Genomic DNA, 20,786 nt, shown 5'->3' with positions numbered 1-20,786 from the left:
CTCAGATGATTTTCAGTGTGCCGGCAAAGGTCTCGCTATCAACAAGCAACGTTGTTGCCGCGTCAATGGTTTGGCGGGCCTCTTCAGAGGAATAGTAGTGTTTGCCGTTTACAATCACGTGCCAATCTGCAGGCACCTCAAGGGTGAGTTCGCCAAATTGAATACCGCAACTGATACGGACTTCTTTATCAAGTGGCAGCACGTTTTTGAGATTGATCGTGACGGTAGAAAACAGAACATCAATATCGCCGCCAGAGAAGGAATCCGAGCGATACACACGCACGGTTTTGTCAAAGAGGAAACGGTCATTGATCATATCACGCTCTTCAAAGTACTGCGCGCCGTGATTATCGGCGTCGCCTGAAATGGAAGCGGAAGAGGACCATTCTTTTCTCTTCTGATAGCGTTCCACAATCATACGCAGCCCTATGAGAATCAAGACAATGCCGATTAGGATCCAGATCAGGCTGCCGCGAATCCAGTTGAGTTTTGACGCCTGTACCAGTGCGCCCAAGGCAATCAAAAAACTGGAGAAGTTTTGGGAATGTTTTCTGGTAAAAAGGCGAATGCCACCGTAAATAATGAGCAGACACGGCCAATAGGTAAAGAGCAAATTCATGAAATCCCAGCCGAATAGCTGTGCTAGCACGATGCACACGCCAATGCCAAGGAGCATAATTCCAATGATCATAACAATCCTTTCCGGTTCAGACTAATCCAAAGGATTCGTCCATAAGGAACAGCGTAGCCCGAGAAACTGCAATCTTAAGGGCTATTTTCAGCATAAAAAGTTTATTTGTAAGGAATGTGAAGGGGATGGAAAATCCCTAAAGGAAGCATCGCCAGACGATGAAAACCAGGAGGACTTCATGACTCAGGTAAAATTACGTTTTGCACCTAGCCCCACGGGCTATCTGCATATTGGAGGACTGCGCACAGCGCTTTTCAATTATCTTTATGCACGTCATCACGGAGGGCACTTCATTTTGCGTATTGAAGATACCGACCGAACACGTTATGTGCCGGATGCGCTTGAAAACTTGCTGCGCGTTTTGCAATGGGCAGGCCTTGAAAACGATGAAGGCCCGGTACTCGGCGGTGCATCCATCACCGAAAAAGGGGAAAACGGGCCCTACATTCAATCCCATCGCCATGAGCAGGGGCTCTATCGTCACTATGCGGAGCAACTCATTCATCAGGGACAGGCATACTACTGTTTCTGCACCAAGGAACGCTTGGATGAGGTGCGCGATGCAATGAAATCCCGCGGTGAAACGCCTCGCTATGACGGGCATTGCCGCAACTTATCCCCGGAAGAGGTGAAGCGCCATTTGGAGGCGGGAGAAGAATACGTGATTCGCATGAAGCTGCCTCGTGATACCAATGTGACGTTCCATGACGCCATTAAAGGCGACATTACTTTCAATACGGATGAACTGGATGATCAGGTACTGATCAAATCGGACGGCTATCCGACCTATCATTTTGCCGTTGTGGTGGATGACCATTTGATGGGCGTGACGCACATTGTCCGCGGGGAGGAGTGGATTTCTTCCACACCGAAGCATGTGCTCCTGTACCAAAACTTCGGCTGGGAGCAACCGATGTATGTGCATCTGCCGACCGTTCTCGGTGAAGATCATAAGAAGCTGTCCAAGCGCAATGGTGATGCCGCCGTTGAGCAATACATTGAAAAGGGCTATTTACCGGAGGCCTTGATCAACTATATCGCCCTCTTAGGCTGGTCGCCGAAGGGGAATGAAGAAATTCTCTCGCGCGAGGAACTTATCAAGGCATTTGACTTTGACCGCATATCCTCAACGGGCGGTATTTTTGATATTAAAAAGCTCAATTGGATGAACGGGGAATACATTAAAAAATTACCGGTCGAAAAGGTTGTGGAAGCAATGCGACCGTTCCTTGAACGAGCCGGACTTGTGGATGCCTCCACAGATGAAGAACGCCTGCGCTTGGCGGCGGAACTCTATCAGAACCGCATCGAATATTTTGCGGAAGTACCGGATATCATGCGCCATCTTTTTGTAGAGGCCAAGGATGTCGTCTATGACGACGAGGCGAAGGAAGCCCTTGCCACATCGGAGGCACAGGAGCTCGCCAGCTGTTTGGCAGAAAAGGTGAAAGCACAAGACGCTCTGACGCCGGAGTTTACGAACGGTGTAGTAAAGGAAATTCAAAAAGAAAAAGGTATTAAGGGAAAGGCGCTGTGGTTTCCTATCCGTGCGGCAGTGGTCGGCTCGACGTCGGGACCCGATTTTGGTAAAACGCTGCTCATTTTAGGAAAGGACGAAGTGCTGCGTCGCTTGGAAGTCGCCAAAAAATTTGCAAAATAACCGAAAGGCGCCTTCGGGATGAAAGGCGCTTTCGGGAAAGGATAAAGCATGAAAATTTATAATACATTAACGCGTCGTAAAGAAGATTTTTTGCCATTGGAGGAGGGGAAGGTCCGCATGTATGTGTGTGGCCCGACCGTATATGACTTCATCCATATCGGAAACGCCCGTCCGTTGGTCGTGTTCGATACGCTGCACCGTTTTCTGCGCTGGCAGGGCTATGATGTGCAGTATGTCGTCAATTTTACCGATATCGATGATAAAATCATCAACCGTGCCAATGTCGAAGGCGTACCGTTTACGGACATCACCGCAAAGTACATTGCTGCGTTTGAAAAGAATGCGGCATCGCTCAATCTTTTGGAATCGGAAACCATTCACCCGCGAGCGACGGAAATGATTGAACCCATTATCACGTTTGTACAGGGACTCATCGATAAGGGAGCGGCCTATGATGCGGCAGATGCCGTGTACTTTGATGTGTCGAAGGCCAAGGATTACGGAAAATTGTCCGGTAAAAAAATCGACGACCTGCAAGCGGGAGCACGCATTCGCGTGAATGAAGCCAAACGTAACCCGCTGGATTTTGCCCTGTGGAAAAAGCAAAAGGAAGCGTCGGAGCCGGCGTGGCCGAGCCCTTGGGGGGCGGGCAGACCGGGATGGCATATTGAATGCTCTACGATGTCCAAATCCCTTTTGGGCGAAACCATTGATATTCATGCCGGCGGCAGCGATCTCGAATTTCCGCATCACGAAAACGAAATTGCACAGACGGAAACCTTAACGGACCATCCCTTTGCGCGTTATTGGATGCATAACGAGATGATTACGGTATCAGCTGCGGACGGCTCGCATGAAAAGATGTCCAAATCCAAGGGCAATTTCTTCATGCTGAAAGATATCGAAGCCTCCTATGATCTGATTTTGGTGCGTTTGTGGCTGTTATCAGCGCACTATCGCTCGCCGATCAACTTTTCACGTGAAGTGATGGAAGCTACAAAAAATGGTTATGAACGTCTGATGAACGGAAAGCACAATCTGGAGAGATTGCTGGCACACAATGCCTCCGGCGATATGTCGCAAGAGGAAAAGAAACTTGTGGCGTTTACGGAAGAGCAGCAAACGGCCTTCACTGATGCCTTGGCCGATGATCTCAACACCGCAGATGCGTTAACGGCCATCTATGAAATCGTACGATTGGCTAATGCCACCTTAAACGAGGACAGTGCGAAGGAAGCTGTGCAGGCGGTGTATGAGCATCTGACGAGTCTGTTGGACGTGCTCGGCATTGCGGATCACAGCAACCGGGATAATTTGGATGAAAAGATTGAAGCCCTCATTGCGGAACGCGAAGCCGCGCGCAAGGCCAAGGACTTTGCCAAAGCGGATGCCATTCGCGATGAATTGGCAGCGCAGGGCATTCAATTGAAGGATACACGTACGGGCGTGACCTGGAGCAGAGAGTAGGAGCTGAGATGACGGACTATATTTTTGGCCGCAATGCGGTGTTGGAACAACTAAAAAGCGGAAAAGAAGCGGAAAAACTCTATGTCCAAAAGGGCAAATTGCAAGGCGTGGTGCATCGCATCGTTGGAATGGCACACGATGCTAAACTGCCCGTGATTGAAGTGGATCAGGCAAAATTGGACCGTATGACGGAAGGTGGCAATCACCAGGGCGTGGCGTTGCTTGCCACGGATTTTGCCTATAGCAGTGTGGAGGATATTTTAGCTTCTGCCAAGGCGGCAGGCCATGCTCCTTTTGTGGTGCTCTTGGATGAATTGACGGATCCGCATAATGTGGGTGCCATCATCCGCAGCGCCGCTTGCTTTGGTGCGGATGGCGTATTGCTGCCGAAACGGCGCGCTGCAACGGTGACGTCGGTGGTGCAAAAGGTGTCGTCCGGTGCCACGAGCTATGTAAAAATTGCCAAAATTAACAATGTGAACCAAACGATCGATGCCCTGAAGAAAGAAAATATTTGGGTCTATGGCGCGGCCGGAGAGGCGAAACAGACGCTTTGGAAAACCAATTTTTCCGGTGGCGTGTGCTTAGTCATCGGCAATGAGGGCAAGGGGTTGGCAGAACTGACACGTAAAAAGTGCGATGTGCTGGTGTCCATTCCCATGACCGGTCCTATTGACAGTCTGAATGCTTCCTGCGCGGCGACGGTTCTCATGGCGGAGGTGTATCGCGGCCGCTTGACAGCGGTTGCGGCGGATAACGACAAGACCGCGGATTAATCGTATGAAGACGCTTTTAACGGCAGATCCCATTTTGCAGGGGCAGCCCTTTCAGGTGCCTCTGCACGATCCGGTCGAAATTCGTTTGGCCGTTCATGCCCGCGGCATGGCTTGTCAAACGCCGGATGCCCACTACTTGGTGGTTGTAGGGCTTTTTAAGCTGTTACGGGATCTCACCGTTTTGGATTTTCGTCACTCTCGGGATGCGGAGGGACTTGTTTTTTATCTGGCTGTGCGAGAAAGCCGCAGTGTGGTGCGCAGTTATCTGAATAACACCAAAAAATATCATGTGCTCGGGGATGCCTGGGATTTGGTCTTGGTGGACGGATCGCGTGTTTCCACGGTGCTTGGGGATGCCTGCGTCCCGCCGCTTTCGTCAGAAGCGTTGCACCAGCTGGCATTTATGCATCGTCGCATGGGATCCCGTCCGCTGCGTTTTTCGCGCTATTTTTTAACAGCCGCTTTGTTGCCATTTGGCAGAGAACGCGGCTATGGCTCAGCGCTCATGCAGGTGGAAGATGCCAAAGGGCGTGTTCATTTTTATTCCGTCCTACAAGGATTGGAACTCTTGCAACGCAGTTTTGCCACCTTGGATTTTTCCGGCATTTCGTCGGCACAAGAGTTGCACATTATCATCGGACCGCTGGAAAAAGCGCTGCAAAATATAAGTAAGATACCGCGATTTTTTGCAACTCTGCTGTATCCAACGCTCTTATTGGCGTGTTGTTACGAGCAAAAGGTGCGCTTAGAGGATATGGTGTTGTCTATGAAGGCGTTTCATGGTTCGGATCCTCTGTGGCGTCCGTTGCTTGGCTCTCGTGAAGGGGTAGAAACGGCGACGGAATGGCTGTTTACGACCCTACTCGGTATGCTGCACGAACAACCGGGTCTCTTAACAGATCCGGATGATTTAAGCCTTCAATTGTTAGCCACGTTTGAAGATCTTTCTACAAAACAGGACATGACGCTTGCTCAATATCGTCAGGTACAGCAACTGGCCTATCTGGCGTGGAAGGGACGCGGCGTGGATCGAGATCAACTGAATCAATTTTTTTATCGCAATCATCTGGTGACCGACGGAGTTCGTGACGCTCTCGTATTTTTACGACTTCTCTCATTTATGGAAGAAGAGGAAACGACGTAAGGCGGCAGCGCAGAAAAAACTTGTTGAGCGGGGAAAGGCGTAACATGCAAAAAATATGGGATAAGAATCGACTGTTCTATTGGATTACCAGCGGATGCGGTTTGCTTTTACTTCTTTTGGAAATATTGGCAGCCCATACCATCGGTATGCTGGTGGACGATCTGGTTGCCGGCAATCAGGCGGTTCTGTGGGAAACTGCGCAGCGATTGTTGCTTTTGCTGCTGGGCGGTTTTGTGTTTGGACTGACGGAATTGCGAGCACGCCGCCATTTTCTGTCGCGCCTCGTCATCGGTATGAAAGAAAATATTTTATTGGTCATGAGTATGCTGGAAATTTCGGAGCAACACGAGGAAACAGATGCTTTTTATCGGTATCTGCTGACTTCGGAAATGGACGCTTTACAAGAGAATGTTTGGCAGCCGCGCCTGGATCAGAGAATTGCGGAAGGCGGCATTGCTTTGATTTTCCTGTTTTTGGCAATATTCCGTTTGCCATTGGCCTTCGGTCTGCTCTGTGTGACGGCGCTGACCGCTTTATTCGTGTATGCGCTGTCACGCTTGCAGGCACGTAAATTGGCAGGCGCAGAAGACACCGATAATTTCACCTATTTATTTGCCGGTCTGGACAGCTTTAAAATGCTAGGCTTGCATCAGCATTTTTATGAGCGCGTAAAACAGGAGGCAGAAAAGCAAGAGAAAGCCAAGTTATCCAATGCTTTGGGTTCTGATCTTTTGGAAATGGTGCTGCGCATGCTTCTTGTTCTTGCGCAATTGGTCGGTCTCTTTCTTTGCGCTTATGCTGCGGCGCGGGGACAGCTGACACCAGGCGGCATGATCTATACCATTTGGCTCTTCCATCGCGTGTTTCGGCTGTTGCGCCAGGTAGAAACGGCATACCATAAACAGCATCAGGCAGCGCCGCTGCTGGAAAAAATTGAAAACTTTTTGCATCGCTCTTCCTTACACAAAGAAGATTATACCGGTGGCACGCAGACGATTTCGTTCCGTGATCTGACGATTGACCGCGAGAAGGAAGGCGAGGAGCCACTTTTTCGGCGCTTTAACCGCAACATTCGCCGCGGCAATGCCGTGGCCATTATTGGTCCGTCGGGCTCCGGTAAAAGTACATTGATGCAGGCGATGATTGGCGCCATTAAACCCCGATCCGGCTTAGTGACCTTCGACGGTCATGATGTGCGCGAGTATCGCCAGTCTACCTTTTTACAAAAGGTGCGCTATATTCCTTCGGAACCGTATTTATTGCCCGACACCATTGAAGAGAACATCTTATTGGGGCGCTCCCTTGCTCCGGACGAATGGAAGCAATGGTATGAGCGTTTCGGCTTTTCGGCGTCAGATTTAAAGAAAAATCTTTCCGAAATCACTCTCACCGAGACAGAAAAAAAGCGCATCGGATTGCTCCGTGCGCTAATCGATTCTCCCGAAATTTTAATTTTTGACGAACCCTTCCTGCATTTGGATCCGGAAAAGGCAGCTTCTCTTCGTGCGAATATCCTGCGTCTGCCGGAAACAAAGATTTTGCTTTTCCATGAGGAAAGCGAGGCAGCCCTGGATCAATACGATCAAATCATCCGTTTATCTTGAGTAGGTTCATTGTTCGCCAAAGCGCTTAATAATCTCTACGATGACCCGGACGGCTTTTTCCATCCATCCGATCACTGCCACCTCATAGGGACCGTGGAAATTCATACCGCCCACAAAGAGGTTCGGCGTTGGCAACCCCATAAAAGACAGCTGCGAACCGTCCGTGCCCCCGCGCGTCGGTTCCACGTGCACCGGAACACCGACGGCTTTCATGGCGGCAATCGCCGTATCAATGAGTACGGGATATTTCTCAATGATTTCCAGCATATTGTAATAAGAATCTTCGATAGTTAGCGATATACGCTTTCCGTACTTTTCATTGAGGAAGTCCGCAATCTTTTGTAGCATCGCTTTTTTGGCTTCAAATTTTTCCTTATCGTGATCGCGGATGATGTATTCCATTTCCGCATGCGCTAAATTGCCCTCCATCGATTCCAGCAAAAAGAAACCTTCACGATTCTCCGTGTATTCCGGACGCATCTGCACAGGCAACATGGCATTCATCTCCATGCCCAGCAGCAATGCATTAATCATGATATCCTTCGCCGAACCCGGATGAATGCTTTCGCCATCAATCACCACCTTGGCGGATGCGGCATTAAAAGTCTCATAACTGAACTCACCTAATTCGCCGCCATCCACGGTATAGGCCATATCCGCTCCGAACGCCTTTACATCGAAGCGATGCGGCCCTCGTCCGATTTCCTCATCCGGTGTAAAGCCGATTCGAATCTTTCCATGCTGAATCTCCGGATGCTCCAGAAAATACTCCATCGCACACAGAATTTCCGAAATGCCCGCTTTATCATCCGCCCCCAACAACGTCGAGCCATCCGTCACCAGCAACTCTTCGCCAACGAGCGATGGCAGCTGCGGAAAATTCTTCTCGGTCAGGCTGCGTCCGTGCCCCAATTCAATCGGTGATCCGTCCACCTTTACGATACGCGTATTCTTCGCGCCGCCCTTAAAATCCGGCGCCGTGTCCATGTGGGATAAAAAACCAATGGTCGGTATTTTCTTCGCCGTATTCGCCGGCAATGTCCCAAAGAGATAGCAATTCTCATCCAGCACTATCTCCTCCAAGCCCATTTCTTCCATTTCTTTTTTCAACAATTTCGCCAGCGCCCATTGCTTCTCTGTACTCGGACATGTCTCCGATTCCGGATCCGACTGCGTATCCAGCGCCGCATAGCGTTTTAACTTTTCAACAACCTTTTCCATACCGTCCTCCTTGCTATGTGCCGCAAGCTGTTCTTCACGGCAACGGTCCATTTTGCCTCAATTTTCTCTATTCTACTGTATTTTTTGAAGCATCGCTATGGCGAAATAGCGGTGGAGCATGCCGACGCGCAGATCGTCACCGGATGGTAAAGCCGGCAGGTTGACAGGCTGATAGGAGAGATAGCAGTGTTCCAACCCGATCCATCCCGGCGATAGTTACTGCCACTTTTAGGGTGCTCATTGTGGCAACCGTAAGGGAAAAATCGGAATATTCAAATAACGTCGAGCGAGCGACGCCCCTTCTTTATAAATTGTCGGCTGCGATTACGGGTCATTTCTGCGTTTCGTCGATTTGACCCGTAAATTTTGGACGTATTTTACGGGTCATTTTCGCCTTTCGTCGATTTGATCCGTAAATAGGTGTCGAACTTTACGGGTCATTTTCGCCTTTCGCCGATTTGACTCGTAAAATGGCGTTGTACTTTACGGGTCATTTTCGCGTTTCGTCGATTTGACCCGTAAATGGGTGTCGTACTTTACGGGTCATTTTCGCGTTTCGTTGATTTGACCCGTAAATGGGTGTCGTACTTTACGGCTGCTTTTCACGTTTATGCGTTTTACCCCCGTAATCGGGCGGTAGATTTTACGGCTGCTTTTTGCCGTTATGGCTTTTGCCGCCGTAAATGGGTAGGGCGCGTCCTACTTAATGGTCTCTTGTTTACGGCGCCATACGTCGGCCTGTGTTTTATCGGACGGATCATAAAAAAACTCAAAAAACATTGACAACCCTTCGTATCTTGTCTAAAATATCTGTGTTACGCAAATGAGTCTTAAGACGCTGTCTTAGCTCAGCAGGTAGAGCGCAGCCATGGTAAGGCTGAGGTCACCGGTTCAATCCCGGTAGACAGCTTTCTGTGCACGCAACGCCGTTGCGTGCAGTAACTACCCTTAGCTCAGTTGGTAGAGCACCTGACTCTTAATCAGGGTGTCCAGGGTTCGAGTCCCTGAGGGTGGATAGCTAAAGCCGCTGAAATCACTTGATTTCAGCGGCTTTTTCTTTTTGCGATTTTTCAGTTTGGGTGCTACCGTGAAAAAACTCGAAGCTTGTTGATCCCCTCTCGTAGCCTCTTGGATTCCATTTCTATTTAATGCTTTTCCTCTACCGCCACATCTGCGTGGCCGGCAATTTTGATCCGGATGCTGTCGGATATTTCTCTATTTTCAGCCATTAAAGATTATGGCATGATCGCTGGATCGCTCTAATTGACCGTTAGTTTAACGGGAACCATATAGTAATATGAGTTGGCTGTTCTAAAATGCAATACTGTAACAACAACATCTCCCGGCAACACATGAGAACCTATTACGGACTCTACAACATGATAGGCAGAGCGAGTCGCGTCGTCTTGGCCATTCTTACCCTGGACATAGGGCCGTTTTCTTCTATTTTGAAAAGTGATCCTTGGCAAAGTCCATATCCATGATCCACTCCAATGTGCCGTAATATAGACCGGCTTTATCCCGTACCGCCATATACTGAATAAAATAGTTTTTGTCGCCGATGACGCGCCATACAGAAACGGTATCTTTTTTTCCAAGTTTAAAGTCTTCGATAATGCCTTGTACCATGGGACGCACTTTTGCGGGATGGCACTCGTAAACCTCACGGTTCAGGGAACTCTTGGGTCGCTGGAAAACTTTGGGCTTCCCGTTATCGTTATAGTAGCGATTGATATCGTTATGATCGACAAAAGTAATTTCCATGGGCAGGGTATTCAGTAAGGCTTCCACCTGTAGGGGAGAAAGTTGCCCCAGAGTAAAGCGTAGCAGATCCGGCATCGATGGTGGCATCTCTTCTTTATCGGTGGATTCCGTGACAGGCGCTTTCTCGGAAAAATCGGATTCATGCAGGAGAAGCTGCGGATAATTTTTCATATCCTCTGCGATTTCTTTCCAATCTTGTGTAGAGAAACATTCCTCAAGACGGGGAAATAGAATATTTTCTTCTTTGAATACCATTTCTTTGGCGCGTTTGAGATTTTCTTTCATCGCTTGATTCCAGCTCTCCTCGCGCTTTTTTGCTTGGTCCAGGCTGGAGAAGACGGTTCGAATTTCGATATCCACGCCCCACATGACATCGGAGGGGCCGGAGATATGGTATTTGTTCTTGAGAAGCGGATAGATGAGATCGCCTTTTTTATGATAATGGCTGGCAATTTTTTTGAGCTCCTTCGTATCGATGGTTTGGCTTTGGCCGTTAGCCACACTTTTATCCGCTTGATGCAAGAGTTTTTGGATGGCGATGTTTTCCAAATGAAGAATATGCAGCGGATGATCGGCAATTTCATAAGAGGGAAGGGATACGGCCTCGTGCGATACACAGTCATGAAAAAGTGAAGAATGAATATCACAGAGCTTTTGCACCTCTTCAATCGGCGTTCCGGATTCGAGAATTTCCTGCTCGGCTTGCATGATTTCACCGCTGTCGACGTTAGCAAATTTTTCATTGAAATCTGCCTGTACCTTCTCGAGCGATTCGCCGTCATTCACGCGCTGCAAGTATTCTTTAATCGTATTTACTCTTTCTCGTCGCTCGAGATCTTCTTCTCCTTTCACGATCGTAAAACCGGCATTTTCAAGACCAGCTTGAATGCGTTGTGGGTCCAGCTTCATAAAGGCGATTCCTTTCTCCAGGGTCATAAATTTTCCGGCCGTTTTCAGCATGAGCGGATTTTTGAGTTGCGTAAAGCCGAGAGAGATCAATACCTCTTTCAATGCGGGATATTTTTCTATTAATTGCGAAACGGGCGTTTGAAAATCCAGTACTTTGCTCATAAGTTTCCCTTTCTGTTAGTGAGCGCTAGCTTATATCTTTATTTTACCCCGTGCAAAAGAAAATATCATTTTTTTAAGGACTAAGAAATGGAAGATAATCACAGGTAGAAAAACGAAAATCTGACGAGTTGCGCAAGTGGATTAAAAAGGGTATACAATAAATTGACTATAGTTCTGTTCTTCTGTTTCAACACAGCGCCTGATGGTGGAGGCGGAGAGGCTAAAGACCTGGTTTTCGGGAACGGATGGTGGAAAAGGAAGGAGGGCGTATGGCAAAAGAGGCAATTCAGGAAGTGCTGGCTGCTGAAAAGGAAGCGGAAACTATTCTCCTGGAAGCAAAGAAACAAGCCGGAGAAAAACTCTCCCGAGGCAGGGAAGACTACCGCAAAGAAGCGGCAGAAGTTCTGGAAAAAGCGGAACAAGAAGCCGCGGACTTGTTGGAAGCGTATGAAAAGCAGGCCAGAGATTCCATGCAAGAGCGATCACAAGCGGCAGAGGCCGAAGTGGAAAAAATTCGCTCGACCGATGCGAAGCACATTCAGGCAATGTCAGATCGCATCGTAGAAGAGGTGTTGCATTATGGCCATCGTTAAGATGTCAAAATTTAAGCTGGCGCTCTTTGCCTCCGAAAAGGATGCGCTGCTGGAACGCTTGCAAACCTTTGGTGCCGTGCATGTCATAGAACAGACAGAGCCTGATAAAGAACTTCTGCAAGAAGCGCCGATATTGCCGGAACGATCCACTTTGCAGGCGCGTCGTGTGCGCCTGGAAGAAGCCATCGATACGTTGCGTGCGACATTGCCGCCACCCGAACATCTGACGGATAAATTGGGCAATGCCTTGCCGAAGGCCGATGTCAAGGAAGAAAAAGCCGTTTCTGTCGGAAAAAAAGATGTTGATGCGGCGCTGGAAGCCGTGCAAGTGGAAAATGAGGCAATGCGTCGGGCCGGCGAGAAAATAAAAAGCAACGCCGAAAAGAAGGTGGAGCTTTCACACTGGAAGAAGTTGGATATTACGCGAGACGACATCAATGCCATGCAAAGCGTCAAAGCGATGATCGGTACGATCCCGCAGCGCTGGGCAGATGAAACCAGACAATTTATTGCGAAAGAAGCGCAAGGAACGTATCTGGAGTTCTTGAGTGGCGATGCCCGCGTGTATTATGTGTTTTTATTGACCGACGGCAGGGATAAAGAACTGGCGAATTGGTTACGCGATGTGAATTTTCAACCCTTTTCTTTAGAAGGGGAGGGAACGATTGCCAAACAAATAGAGGAGCTGGACAAGGACACGCGTGAGCAAGAAAAAGCCATAGCAGACGGCAAAGTACATTTAAAACGACTTTGTGAGTCATCGCTGAAGACGCTGGAAATTGCGTATGAAGAAGATGCTCGTCGCCTGGCCCTGTTGGATGCGCAGGATCAAATGCTCTATTCGCAGTATTTAACGTTCTTGGAAGGCTATGTGCCGACCGATCGAGCGGACGACTTTCGTCAAACGGTGGAAGGGGATATGCCGACATCGCGCTATGCATTGGAAATAGAGGCGGCGGATCCCGAGGATCCGAATGTGCCGATTTTGTTGAAGAACAATGCCATCGCTAAGCCATTTGAATCGATCGTCAAAACCTATTCCTTGCCGCTGTATAAAGAAATGGATCCCACGGGACTCATCGCGCCCTGGTATATTTTGTTTTTCAGTATCATGCTGGGCGATTTCGGCTATGGCGCTCTGCTCTTTTTGGGAACCACGTTGGCGCTGCGCTTTTTTCACTGGAAGGAAGCGACGGAAACATCGCTGCGTTTCTTCCAGGTGCTGAGTGTGCCTACGATGCTTGTCGGCCTGTGCTTCGGCTCCATTTTCGGAGGACTCATCCCGATGAAAGCGTTGATCATCGATCCGACAAAGGACTTTATGACCATGATTGTCGTATCAGTGGCGCTGGGCTTTATCCATATTTTGGTCGGCTTGGGGCTTAAGGGATGGCAACAAATTCGGGAAGGCCATCCGATGGACGTTGTCTATGATGTGATCTCCTGGATGCTGATCTTGGTAGGGCTGGTCATGGTAGCCCTGGTGATGCTCTTTAAGGGACCGGACCTATTGAAGACCATTGGCTTTGTGATGGCCATCGTGGGAGCGGTTCTGATCTTTTTGTTCTCGGCAAGAGAAGAAAAGGGCATCGGTCGTTTCACCTGGGGCCTTTATAATCTCTACGGTGCCACGGGATACATCGGCGATCTTGTCAGTTATACGCGCTTGACGGCGATTATGCTGGCTGGCGCCTATATCGGCTATGCGATGAACATGATCGGCGGCATGCTGACAAGTTTGGGTGTTCCCGGCTATGTATTGGCAGCAGTTATCATTGTGGGCGCGCATTTGTTTAATTTATTTTTAAGTTCCCTCTCCTCATATGTTCATGCGATGCGTTTGATCTATGTGGAGTTTTTCGGAAAGTTTTTTGAAGGCGGCGGGAAACCCTTCCGCGGTCTGCAACCGGAACCGAAATATGTGGATCTCTCCACACAGAAGAAATCATAAGATAAGCACGAATGTGCGGACGTTGAACAAGGACATCCCAGAGGGGAATGAAGGAGGAGAAAATGACGGAGTTTTTCTTACAGCACGGCGGAATGATTTTTAGTTTTTTGGGCATTGCTATTGCGGTAATTTTTTCGGGCGCCGGGTCGGCAAAGGGCGTTGGACATGTCGGGGAGGCGGCAGCAGCGGTAGTTATTGATGAGCCGGAAAAATTCGGTAAGTCCATGGTGTTGCAGCTGCTACCGGGTACGCAGGGGCTTTATGGCTTCGTTATCGGTCTGGTGGTGCTCTTAGGCTTATCCTCGGACATGGAATTAGCCAAGGGACTGCACCTGCTCTTTGCATGCATGCCGGTTGGCTTTGTCGGCTATTTTTCCGCTATTGCACAGGGCAATGTGGCCTATGCCGGTATTGAAATTCTGGCGAAAAATGAAGAGCAATTCACGAAAGGCATTGTTTACGCAGTTATGGTCGAAACGTACGCCATTCTTTCCTTTATCATCTCCTTGATTTTGGTTTTACAGGCGTAATTTCTCCGTGACAGAAAGGGGGAAGTTATGGCCCAATTGGAACAGATCACCGAACAGATTCGAAAGGATGCCAAACAGCAGGCGGAGGCAATTCATGCGGATGCCCAAAAGAAATTAAACGAAGAACGCCAACAGGCGCTCGAAGAAGCGCAGAAAAAGGCGAATGCAATCATTGAGCATGCGAAACGGCAAAAAGGAGCCATTCAGGATCGCGTGTTGGCCGAAACGGAACGCAAGGAACGCAATGCGTGTTTAGCGGCAAAACAGGATTTAGTGCGCCGTGTGTTTGAAGAAGCAGAAGAAAAATTACGACACCCGGATCCGGCTAAGGTCAAGGCGATTCTGGAGGAATACCTCCGGGAGAATCCGCTGGAAGAAGGTGGCGTAGTGGAGCTGCCGGAAGGCTTTCCCGCGTTATCGGATGCTTCTGTGCCGGTCGAATATGCGTCGGACCTTGTGAGTGGTTTTCGCATCCGCAAGAACGGTATGCGAGAGAACTTTGATTTTCCGGAGATTATGCATTATTTGCGTCAATCTTTGGAACAGGAGGTCCTTCAAGCGATGATGGAAGGGGAGGAATGATGGAAAATCAGGCCTTTGCTTCAATGCGCATACACATGTGGGAAAAAGAATTTATTAAACCGGGACAATGGGAACGCATGATCGATGCCGAAAATTATGAAGCGGCACTGGAAATTTTAAAAGAAACGCGTTTCGGTGCGTTGTTTCCAGAAGATGATGCGAACTTTACGCTCTCGGAGGTATTGAAGCGTGAGTTGCAAAAGCAGGCGGATGCCGTATTGGACTTGGTCAAAGAGCCGGCGCTCAAGCGGCTGCTGTTTTTGCGCTACGACTATCATAATTTAAAAATATTGGTCAAAGCGTCGACGGATCCGGATCGCTTTTCGGCCCTGTTTTTTCCGTTTGGCAGTTTGTTTTTGCCTAACGTGAAAAAACAAATTTTAGCCAAAAAAACCTTTGGGAAAGCTTCACGCGCTGAAGAGGCTACGGTTCATGCCGCAAAGATATGGGACGAAACCGAAGATGCGCAGAAGGTGGATAGCATTTTGGATCGCGCCTATTTTGAAGATATGCACGAGTTGAGCGCGAAAACCGGCAGCGTATTTTTCAAAGCCTATGCGCGAGAAATAACGGATTTTACGAATCTGCTCTCCTTCTTTAGGGCTCGATGGCAGAATCAGCCGCGTCATTTTTTGACCGAAGTGTTTTTGCCCGGCGGCAGCATCTCTCTATCGGATCTATTGTCATCGCGACTGGCCAGTCCGGCGCAGGACGATGGCAAAGATAGCTTAAGTGGGGTCTCCATGGAAAACTTGTTGGCCATGCTGCATCGTGGTGGGGCTTCTACGGTGACGACCCAGGCCTGGGAGCAATTCGGACACGATGGCGACATCAATGCTTTGGAAAAAGCGCGCGATCGTGTGGCGTTGCAGTTGGCGGAAGCAGGCGGTCGCCGAGAATCCGGCGAAGCGCTTTTGTTCGCCTATATTGTAAAGGTGCGAACAGAAATACAGGATTTAAATATTATTTTTGGCGGCAAACGCATCGGTCTATCCCCGGAAGAAATCACTTCTCACGTGCGCTGTGCGGCATCCGCCATGCAGATAGAGAGGAGCAGTCATGCATAAGGTAGCGGTGATCGGTGATCGCGGATCCGTTTTGGCCTTTCAAGCGCTGGGCGTGGACGTATTCACGCCGGAAGAGGATCATGAGATTCGCAACACCATTGAACACCTGGCTCGGCAGGACTATGCGGTAATTTTTATGACGGAGGAACTGGCAAAGCGCGCGTCAGAGACCGTCGAGCGATACCAGACGGCGGCCGTGCCCGCCATTATCATGATTCCAAATAGTCGCGGCTCTCAAGGCATTGGTATGGCAGAGATTTCCGCCAATGTTGAGAAGGCCGTCGGTATGAATATCTTTTAGATCGGAGGGCACATTGAAAGAGGGAACGATCATTAAGGTCTCCGGACCGCTGGTAGAAGCCGGCGGTATGGAAGACGCCAACATTCAGGATGTTGTGGAAGTATCAGAAAAAGGATTGATCGGCGAAATCATTGAAATGAAACGCGATGTCGCCTTTATTCAGGTCTATGAGGAGACCACGGGGATCGGGCCAGGTGAGCCCGTCACGTCTTTGGGATCCCCCCTGTCCGTCGAATTAGGTCCGGGTCTGGTGGGGCAAATTTACGACGGCATTCAGCGACCGCTGGACGATTTAGCAGAGATTGCCGGTGATTTTTTGGAACGTGGCGTTTCAGCGCCGGCCATTTCGCATGAAAAGAAATGGGATTTTACCGCCACAGCTGCCGTCGGTGATGTCGTAAGCGGTGGCGATGTGTTGGGCACGGTGCAGGAAACGGAAGTGGTACAGCATAAAATCATGGTGCCGCCGCAGATGAAGGGCAAGATTACGGCGATCTCCTCCGGCGCCTATACCGTTAAAGAAACCATCGGCACGCTGGAAGATGAAAACGGAGAAACACAGGAACTGCACCTGTCGCATCGCTGGCCGGTGCGTTCGGCGCGTCCGGTGAAGCAAAAAATGGACCCCGAAGTCCCGCTCATTACGGGCCAACGTGTCATCGATATGTTTTTCCCCGTTGCGAAAGGCGGTACCGCTGCTATCCCGGGCCCCTTCGGCTCCGGCAAAACCGTCATTCAACATCAGCTCGCCAAGTGGGCCAATGCGGATGTGATCGTGTATGTCGGTTGCGGTGAACGTGGAAACGAAATGACCGACGTATTGAATGAGTTTCCTGAAATTATTGATCCGAATACCGGGAAAAGTTTGATGCAGAAAGTCATTTTGATTGCCAATACCTCCAATATGCCGGTGGCCGCCCGTGAAGCGTCCATTTATACCGGCATGACCATTGCCGAATACTATCGCGACATGGGCTATTCCGTCGCATTGATGGCGGATTCGACGTCCCGCTGGGCAGAAGCCTTGCGCGAAATGTCCGGCCGTTTGGAAGAAATGCCCGGCGATGAAGGCTATCCGGCGTACTTGGCCTCGCGTATTGCCAGCTTCTATGAACGCACGGGCATCGTAAAGTGCCTGGGCGCTGAGGATCGCGAAGGCTCATTGACGGCTATCGGTGCTGTGTCGCCCCCGGGCGGCGATCTTTCCGAACCGGTCACTCAATCCACGATGCGCATCGTCAAGGTGTTCTGGGGGTTGGATTACGATCTTTCCTATGCCCGTCACTTTCCGGCAATTAACTGGCTGAAGAGCTATTCGCTCTACCAGGCTAAGATGGATGAATACTTTAGTCGAGAGATTCACCCCGATTTTGCTAAGAATCGTCAGCAGGCCATTGCGCTTTTAACGGAAGAGCAAAGCCTGCAGGAAATTGTCCGTTTGGTCGGCCAGGATGCGCTGTCAGCGCAAGATCAGCTGAAACTCTTTACGGCAAAGTCTTTGCGCGAAGATTTTCTGCAACAAAACGCGTTTGATGATATTGATACCTATTGCTCGGCGAAAAAACAGTATGCAATGCTGGATGTCATTTTGGCATTCCACGACAAAGCGGCAGAGGCATTGGAGCACGGCGTGTATCTGCGTGAAATTGAAGCCATGCCGATTCGTCAGCGCATTGTGCGTATGCGCCAGATTCCCGAGGATAAACTGGAGGAGATCGACGCCATTTGCGAAGAGCTGGCAAAGGACTTTCAGGCGTTGATACAGGAGCAGGAGGTCACCAATGATTAAGGATTATAAAACCATCCAGGAAATTTCCGGCCCCATCATGCTGGTCTCCGGCGTCGAGGGCGTGAAATACGAAGAACTGGTAGAAGTACAGATGCAGGATGGAACGCTTCGCCGCGGCAAGGTGCTTGAAGTGAGCAAAAGGGCCACTTTGGTGCAGCTGTTTGAGGGATCATCCGGTATCAATATGCGGGATACCTCGGCGCGCTTTTTGGGGCATCCGCAGGAGATCGGTGTGTCGAAGGATATGATTGGTCGTATCTTTAACGGCATGGGCGAGCCCATTGATGACGGACCGCAACTGCTGCCAGAGAAACGGCTGGATATCAACGGCTCCGCCATTAACCCGTACTCGCGTCTGTATCCTTCCGAATTTATTCAAACCGGCGTATCCGCCATTGATGGCTTAAACACGCTGGTCCGTGGTCAGAAGCTGCCGATTTTCTCCGGCAACGGTTTGCCGCACAATCAACTGGCGGCACAGATTGCCCGTCAGGCGACGGTGCGCGGCACCAATGAAAAATTTGCGGTTGTCTTTGCCGCCATGGGCATCACCTTTGAGGAAGCGCAGTTCTTCATTAAAGACTTTCGGAAAACCGGGGCGATTAACCGAGCCGTATTATTTATGAATCTGGCAGACGATCCGACGATCGAACGTATCTCAACACCGCGTATTGCCTTAACAGCGGCAGAGTATCTGGCTTTCGAGCAGAATATGCACGTCTTGGTCATCCTGACCGACATGACCAACTATGCGGAAGCTCTGCGTGAAGTGTCGGCAGCCCGTAAGGAAGTGCCTGGACGCCGTGGTTTCCCGGGTTATCTTTATACGGACCTTTCCCAGCTCTATGAACGCGCAGGTCGTATCAAAGGCCGCGAAGGCTCCATCACGCAGCTGCCCATCCTCTCTATGCCGGAGGACGATATCACCCATCCGATTCCGGATCTGACCGGCTATATTACCGAAGGCCAGATCATTCTGAATCGATCGCTGTATAATCGCGGCATCAATCCGCCCATCGATATTCTCCCGTCGCTGTCGCGTTTGAAAGACAAGGGGATTGGTGAAGGAAAGACGCGAGTGGACCATGCTGCCACGATGAACCAAATCTATGCGGCCGTCGCGCGCGGACGCAACGCCAAGGAATTATCGACGATTCTGGGTGAAGCGGCATTGTCGGATGCGGATATTGCATTTGCTCATTTCTCGGATGCCTTTGATGCGGAGTATGTGAACCAGGGATTCCAAACCAATCGCTCGATTGAAGAAACACTGGACCTCGGCTGGAAACTGTTGCGCATGTTACCGCGCGAAGAATTGAAGCGTATTAAAGACGACATGCTCGACGCTCACTTGGGCAAGGAGGCCGAAGCATGACCCGTCTGAATGTCAATCCGACGCGTATGGTGATGACGGACCTGAAGGGGCGCCTCACCACCGCAAAGCGCGGCCACAAATTGCTCAAAGATAAGCAGGACGAGCTCATGCGCCGCTTCATCGCTTTGGCAAAGGAGAATCGTTCGCTACGGGAGCAGGTGGAACAGGAATTACAGGAAGCCTTTCATGCTTTTTCGATGGCCAGTGCCGTCATGTCCGATCCCATGCTGGAAAATGCGCTGCTTAGTTCCAAGCAGCGTATCGGCGTGGAGGTGAAAGTGGACAACGTGATGAGCGTGCGTATTCCGGATTACACGTTTCGACGCACAGGACGCGAGAAGGGGGAAGAAGCCAATGTGTTTCCCTACGGCTTCGCGCAAACATCGGTAGAATTGGATGTGGCTTTACAAAAATTAAATGCAGTTATGGATCGTCTGTTACAGCTGGCCAAATTAGAGAAAAGCTGTCAGTTGATGGCAAAGGAGATTGAGTCAACAAGGCGTCGTGTCAATGCGTTGGAGTATCGTACGATTCCCGACCTGGAAGAGACCATCACGTACATTCGGATGAAACTCGAAGAGGAAGATCGTGCCACGATCACGCGCCTGTTAAAGATCAAAGATTTGATTTCCGAGGCACGCACGGAAGGGCGGCATGATATTGATGTACTTCTGCAGACGAATCAATAGCGGGGTGGCCTCATGCGCGCTTCGGAATTAGGACGAGCGTTGCTTTGGGCACTCGGATGGCTGTTGACGGATCTTTTGGCATGCGCCATGCTGAAGGATCCGTTTGTCTGCTATTGCCTGTCCCTGGCAGTGCTGACGCTCTCTGTGTACTTTCTCAGTGGTCTAACCATGCTTGCTATGACCGTGTTTCATCTTTTCATGGTGGAGGCGGTGTCCTTTACTGTGCCCGGATTTTTCTCGGATACCACGCTGGCCTGGCTTGCCGTGGGGCTTTTTTCTCTCTGTGCCCGTCTCATGGATCGCGAGAAAGTCGCTTGGAAACGGCATTTTCTTTGGCCGGGCATCAGTGCCATCATTGCTTTGGCAGTAACCTTATTGCCGTTACGCTAGCGATGGCTTTTTCATCGTTTCAAATCGTCTTCTACGTTTTTTTATGGCGTTCATGCACGCTTCATAATTGCATGATATAGTAGTACGGGATCGAGAAAAGAGCCACGAAGTGCTCTTTCGG

Annotated in this window: 18 protein-coding genes and 2 tRNA genes; 17 read left to right on the top strand and 3 right to left on the bottom strand. The window is 49.8% G+C overall.

The features are described from left to right. Window position 1: 1 nt before the first annotated feature. Window positions 2-691: a LiaF transmembrane domain-containing protein gene (locus BN98_RS04360; RefSeq protein WP_019189548.1), complete on the bottom strand. Its 690-nt coding sequence runs from the start codon at window positions 689-691 to the stop codon at window positions 2-4. 178 nt (window positions 692-869) lie between these two features. Between BN98_RS04360 and gltX the strand changes: the two genes are divergently transcribed. The 5 genes from gltX to BN98_RS04335 are packed head-to-tail and all read left to right on the top strand — an operon-like array spanning window position 870 to window position 7,342. Continuing rightward, entirely contained in the window at window positions 870-2,351 is a 1,482-nt protein-coding gene (gltX, locus tag BN98_RS04355; RefSeq protein ID WP_019189549.1) for a glutamate--tRNA ligase, read from the top strand. 48 nt (window positions 2,352-2,399) lie between these two features. Next, a complete protein-coding gene (cysS, locus tag BN98_RS04350) occupies window positions 2,400-3,818 on the top strand; it encodes a cysteine--tRNA ligase (RefSeq protein ID WP_019189550.1) in 1,419 nt (472 codons plus the stop codon). A gap of 8 nt (window positions 3,819-3,826) precedes the next feature. After that, entirely contained in the window at window positions 3,827-4,594 is a 768-nt protein-coding gene (gene rlmB, locus BN98_RS04345; protein ID WP_019189551.1) for a 23S rRNA (guanosine(2251)-2'-O)-methyltransferase RlmB, read from the top strand. 4 nt (window positions 4,595-4,598) lie between these two features. Further along, on the top strand, window positions 4,599-5,738 hold the full coding sequence (locus tag BN98_RS04340; protein WP_019189552.1) for a hypothetical protein: 1,140 nt from the start codon (window positions 4,599-4,601) through the stop codon (window positions 5,736-5,738). Between the two features lie 44 nt (window positions 5,739-5,782). After that, window positions 5,783-7,342, top strand: a complete 1,560-nt coding sequence (locus BN98_RS04335; protein WP_019189553.1) for an ATP-binding cassette domain-containing protein — start codon at window positions 5,783-5,785, stop codon at window positions 7,340-7,342. 6 nt (window positions 7,343-7,348) lie between these two features. Here BN98_RS04335 and pepT read toward each other — a convergent pair whose 3' ends face one another. Further along, the gene (pepT, locus tag BN98_RS04330; RefSeq protein WP_019189554.1) at window positions 7,349-8,563 is read right to left on the bottom strand and encodes a peptidase T; all 1,215 of its coding nucleotides are present in this window, start codon (window positions 8,561-8,563) and stop codon (window positions 7,349-7,351) included. Between the two features lie 837 nt (window positions 8,564-9,400). Between pepT and BN98_RS04325 the strand changes: the two genes are divergently transcribed. Both BN98_RS04325 and BN98_RS04320 read left to right on the top strand, forming a co-directional pair. Then, window positions 9,401-9,473, top strand: a tRNA-Thr gene (locus tag BN98_RS04325). 32 nt (window positions 9,474-9,505) lie between these two features. Continuing rightward, window positions 9,506-9,578 (top strand) — tRNA-Lys (locus BN98_RS04320). A gap of 428 nt (window positions 9,579-10,006) precedes the next feature. Here BN98_RS04320 and BN98_RS04315 read toward each other — a convergent pair. Beyond that, window positions 10,007-11,398 carry a DUF438 domain-containing protein gene (locus BN98_RS04315; protein ID WP_019189555.1) on the bottom strand — a complete coding sequence of 464 codons (1,392 nt, stop codon included), beginning with the start codon at window positions 11,396-11,398 and terminating at the stop codon, window positions 10,007-10,009. Window positions 11,399-11,667: 269 nt separating this feature from the next. On the opposite strand from BN98_RS04315, the gene BN98_RS04310 reads away from it, so the two are divergent. The 10 genes from BN98_RS04310 to BN98_RS04265 all read left to right on the top strand — a co-directional run bounded on the left by BN98_RS04310 (window position 11,668) and on the right by BN98_RS04265 (window position 20,665). Further along, window positions 11,668-11,991, top strand: coding sequence for a hypothetical protein (locus BN98_RS04310; protein ID WP_019189556.1), 324 nt, complete (start codon window positions 11,668-11,670; stop codon window positions 11,989-11,991). Beyond that, window positions 11,978-13,942, top strand: coding sequence for a V-type ATP synthase subunit I (locus BN98_RS04305; RefSeq protein ID WP_019189557.1), 1,965 nt, complete (start codon window positions 11,978-11,980; stop codon window positions 13,940-13,942). Before BN98_RS04310 ends, BN98_RS04305 begins: the two co-directional genes overlap by 14 nt. Before the next feature lie 62 nt (window positions 13,943-14,004). Further along, window positions 14,005-14,472: a V-type ATP synthase subunit K gene (locus BN98_RS04300; RefSeq protein ID WP_019189558.1), complete on the top strand. Its 468-nt coding sequence runs from the start codon at window positions 14,005-14,007 to the stop codon at window positions 14,470-14,472. 27 nt (window positions 14,473-14,499) lie between these two features. Beyond that, window positions 14,500-15,054 carry a V-type ATP synthase subunit E gene (locus BN98_RS04295; RefSeq protein WP_019189559.1) on the top strand — a complete coding sequence of 185 codons (555 nt, stop codon included), beginning with the start codon at window positions 14,500-14,502 and terminating at the stop codon, window positions 15,052-15,054. Next, window positions 15,051-16,121 carry a V-type ATPase subunit gene (locus tag BN98_RS04290; protein ID WP_019189560.1) on the top strand — a complete coding sequence of 357 codons (1,071 nt, stop codon included), beginning with the start codon at window positions 15,051-15,053 and terminating at the stop codon, window positions 16,119-16,121. Before BN98_RS04295 ends, BN98_RS04290 begins: the two co-directional genes overlap by 4 nt. Next, window positions 16,114-16,422: a V-type ATP synthase subunit F gene (locus BN98_RS04285; protein WP_019189561.1), complete on the top strand. Its 309-nt coding sequence runs from the start codon at window positions 16,114-16,116 to the stop codon at window positions 16,420-16,422. Before BN98_RS04290 ends, BN98_RS04285 begins: the two co-directional genes overlap by 8 nt. A 13-nt stretch (window positions 16,423-16,435) precedes the next feature. Then, a complete protein-coding gene (locus BN98_RS04280) occupies window positions 16,436-18,211 on the top strand; it encodes a V-type ATP synthase subunit A (protein ID WP_019189562.1) in 1,776 nt (591 codons plus the stop codon). Further along, entirely contained in the window at window positions 18,204-19,586 is a 1,383-nt protein-coding gene (locus BN98_RS04275) for a V-type ATP synthase subunit B (protein ID WP_019189563.1), read from the top strand. The genes BN98_RS04280 and BN98_RS04275 overlap by 8 nt, the downstream gene beginning before the upstream one ends. Next, window positions 19,583-20,275, top strand: coding sequence for a V-type ATP synthase subunit D (locus tag BN98_RS04270; RefSeq protein WP_019189564.1), 693 nt, complete (start codon window positions 19,583-19,585; stop codon window positions 20,273-20,275). The genes BN98_RS04275 and BN98_RS04270 overlap by 4 nt, the downstream gene beginning before the upstream one ends. A 12-nt stretch (window positions 20,276-20,287) precedes the next feature. Continuing rightward, a complete protein-coding gene (locus BN98_RS04265; protein ID WP_019189565.1) occupies window positions 20,288-20,665 on the top strand; it encodes a hypothetical protein in 378 nt (125 codons plus the stop codon). The last annotated feature ends 121 nt before the right edge of the window (window positions 20,666-20,786 follow it).

The organism is Levyella massiliensis (assembly GCF_000308275.2).
Taxonomy (GTDB): Bacteria; Bacillota; Clostridia; order Tissierellales; family Peptoniphilaceae; genus Murdochiella; species Murdochiella massiliensis_A.
The sequence above is the reverse complement of the archived record's forward strand: the minus strand, read 5'-3'. Positions and strand labels throughout refer to the sequence as shown.

Excerpts from the sequence above, each read along its gene's own strand:
- BN98_RS04275 (WP_019189563.1), top strand. The coding sequence starts at position 18,204 with ATGATTAAGGATTATAAAACCATCCAGGAAATTTCCGGCCCCATCATG.
- BN98_RS04270 (WP_019189564.1), top strand. The coding sequence starts at position 19,583 with ATGACCCGTCTGAATGTCAATCCGACGCGTATGGTGATGACGGACCTG.
- BN98_RS04315 (WP_019189555.1), bottom strand. The coding sequence starts at position 11,398 with ATGAGCAAAGTACTGGATTTTCAAACGCCCGTTTCGCAATTAATAGAA.
- BN98_RS04335 (WP_019189553.1), top strand. The coding sequence starts at position 5,783 with ATGCAAAAAATATGGGATAAGAATCGACTGTTCTATTGGATTACCAGC.
- BN98_RS04290 (WP_019189560.1), top strand. The coding sequence starts at position 15,051 with ATGATGGAAAATCAGGCCTTTGCTTCAATGCGCATACACATGTGGGAA.
- BN98_RS04310 (WP_019189556.1), top strand. The coding sequence starts at position 11,668 with ATGGCAAAAGAGGCAATTCAGGAAGTGCTGGCTGCTGAAAAGGAAGCG.
- cysS (WP_019189550.1), top strand. The coding sequence starts at position 2,400 with ATGAAAATTTATAATACATTAACGCGTCGTAAAGAAGATTTTTTGCCA.
- BN98_RS04360 (WP_019189548.1), bottom strand. The coding sequence starts at position 691 with ATGATCATTGGAATTATGCTCCTTGGCATTGGCGTGTGCATCGTGCTA.
- gltX (WP_019189549.1), top strand. The coding sequence starts at position 870 with ATGACTCAGGTAAAATTACGTTTTGCACCTAGCCCCACGGGCTATCTG.
- BN98_RS04340 (WP_019189552.1), top strand. The coding sequence starts at position 4,599 with ATGAAGACGCTTTTAACGGCAGATCCCATTTTGCAGGGGCAGCCCTTT.
- pepT (WP_019189554.1), bottom strand. The coding sequence starts at position 8,563 with ATGGAAAAGGTTGTTGAAAAGTTAAAACGCTATGCGGCGCTGGATACG.
- BN98_RS04305 (WP_019189557.1), top strand. The coding sequence starts at position 11,978 with ATGGCCATCGTTAAGATGTCAAAATTTAAGCTGGCGCTCTTTGCCTCC.
- rlmB (WP_019189551.1), top strand. The coding sequence starts at position 3,827 with ATGACGGACTATATTTTTGGCCGCAATGCGGTGTTGGAACAACTAAAA.
- BN98_RS04285 (WP_019189561.1), top strand. The coding sequence starts at position 16,114 with ATGCATAAGGTAGCGGTGATCGGTGATCGCGGATCCGTTTTGGCCTTT.
- BN98_RS04295 (WP_019189559.1), top strand. The coding sequence starts at position 14,500 with ATGGCCCAATTGGAACAGATCACCGAACAGATTCGAAAGGATGCCAAA.
- BN98_RS04265 (WP_019189565.1), top strand. The coding sequence starts at position 20,288 with ATGCGCGCTTCGGAATTAGGACGAGCGTTGCTTTGGGCACTCGGATGG.
- BN98_RS04300 (WP_019189558.1), top strand. The coding sequence starts at position 14,005 with ATGACGGAGTTTTTCTTACAGCACGGCGGAATGATTTTTAGTTTTTTG.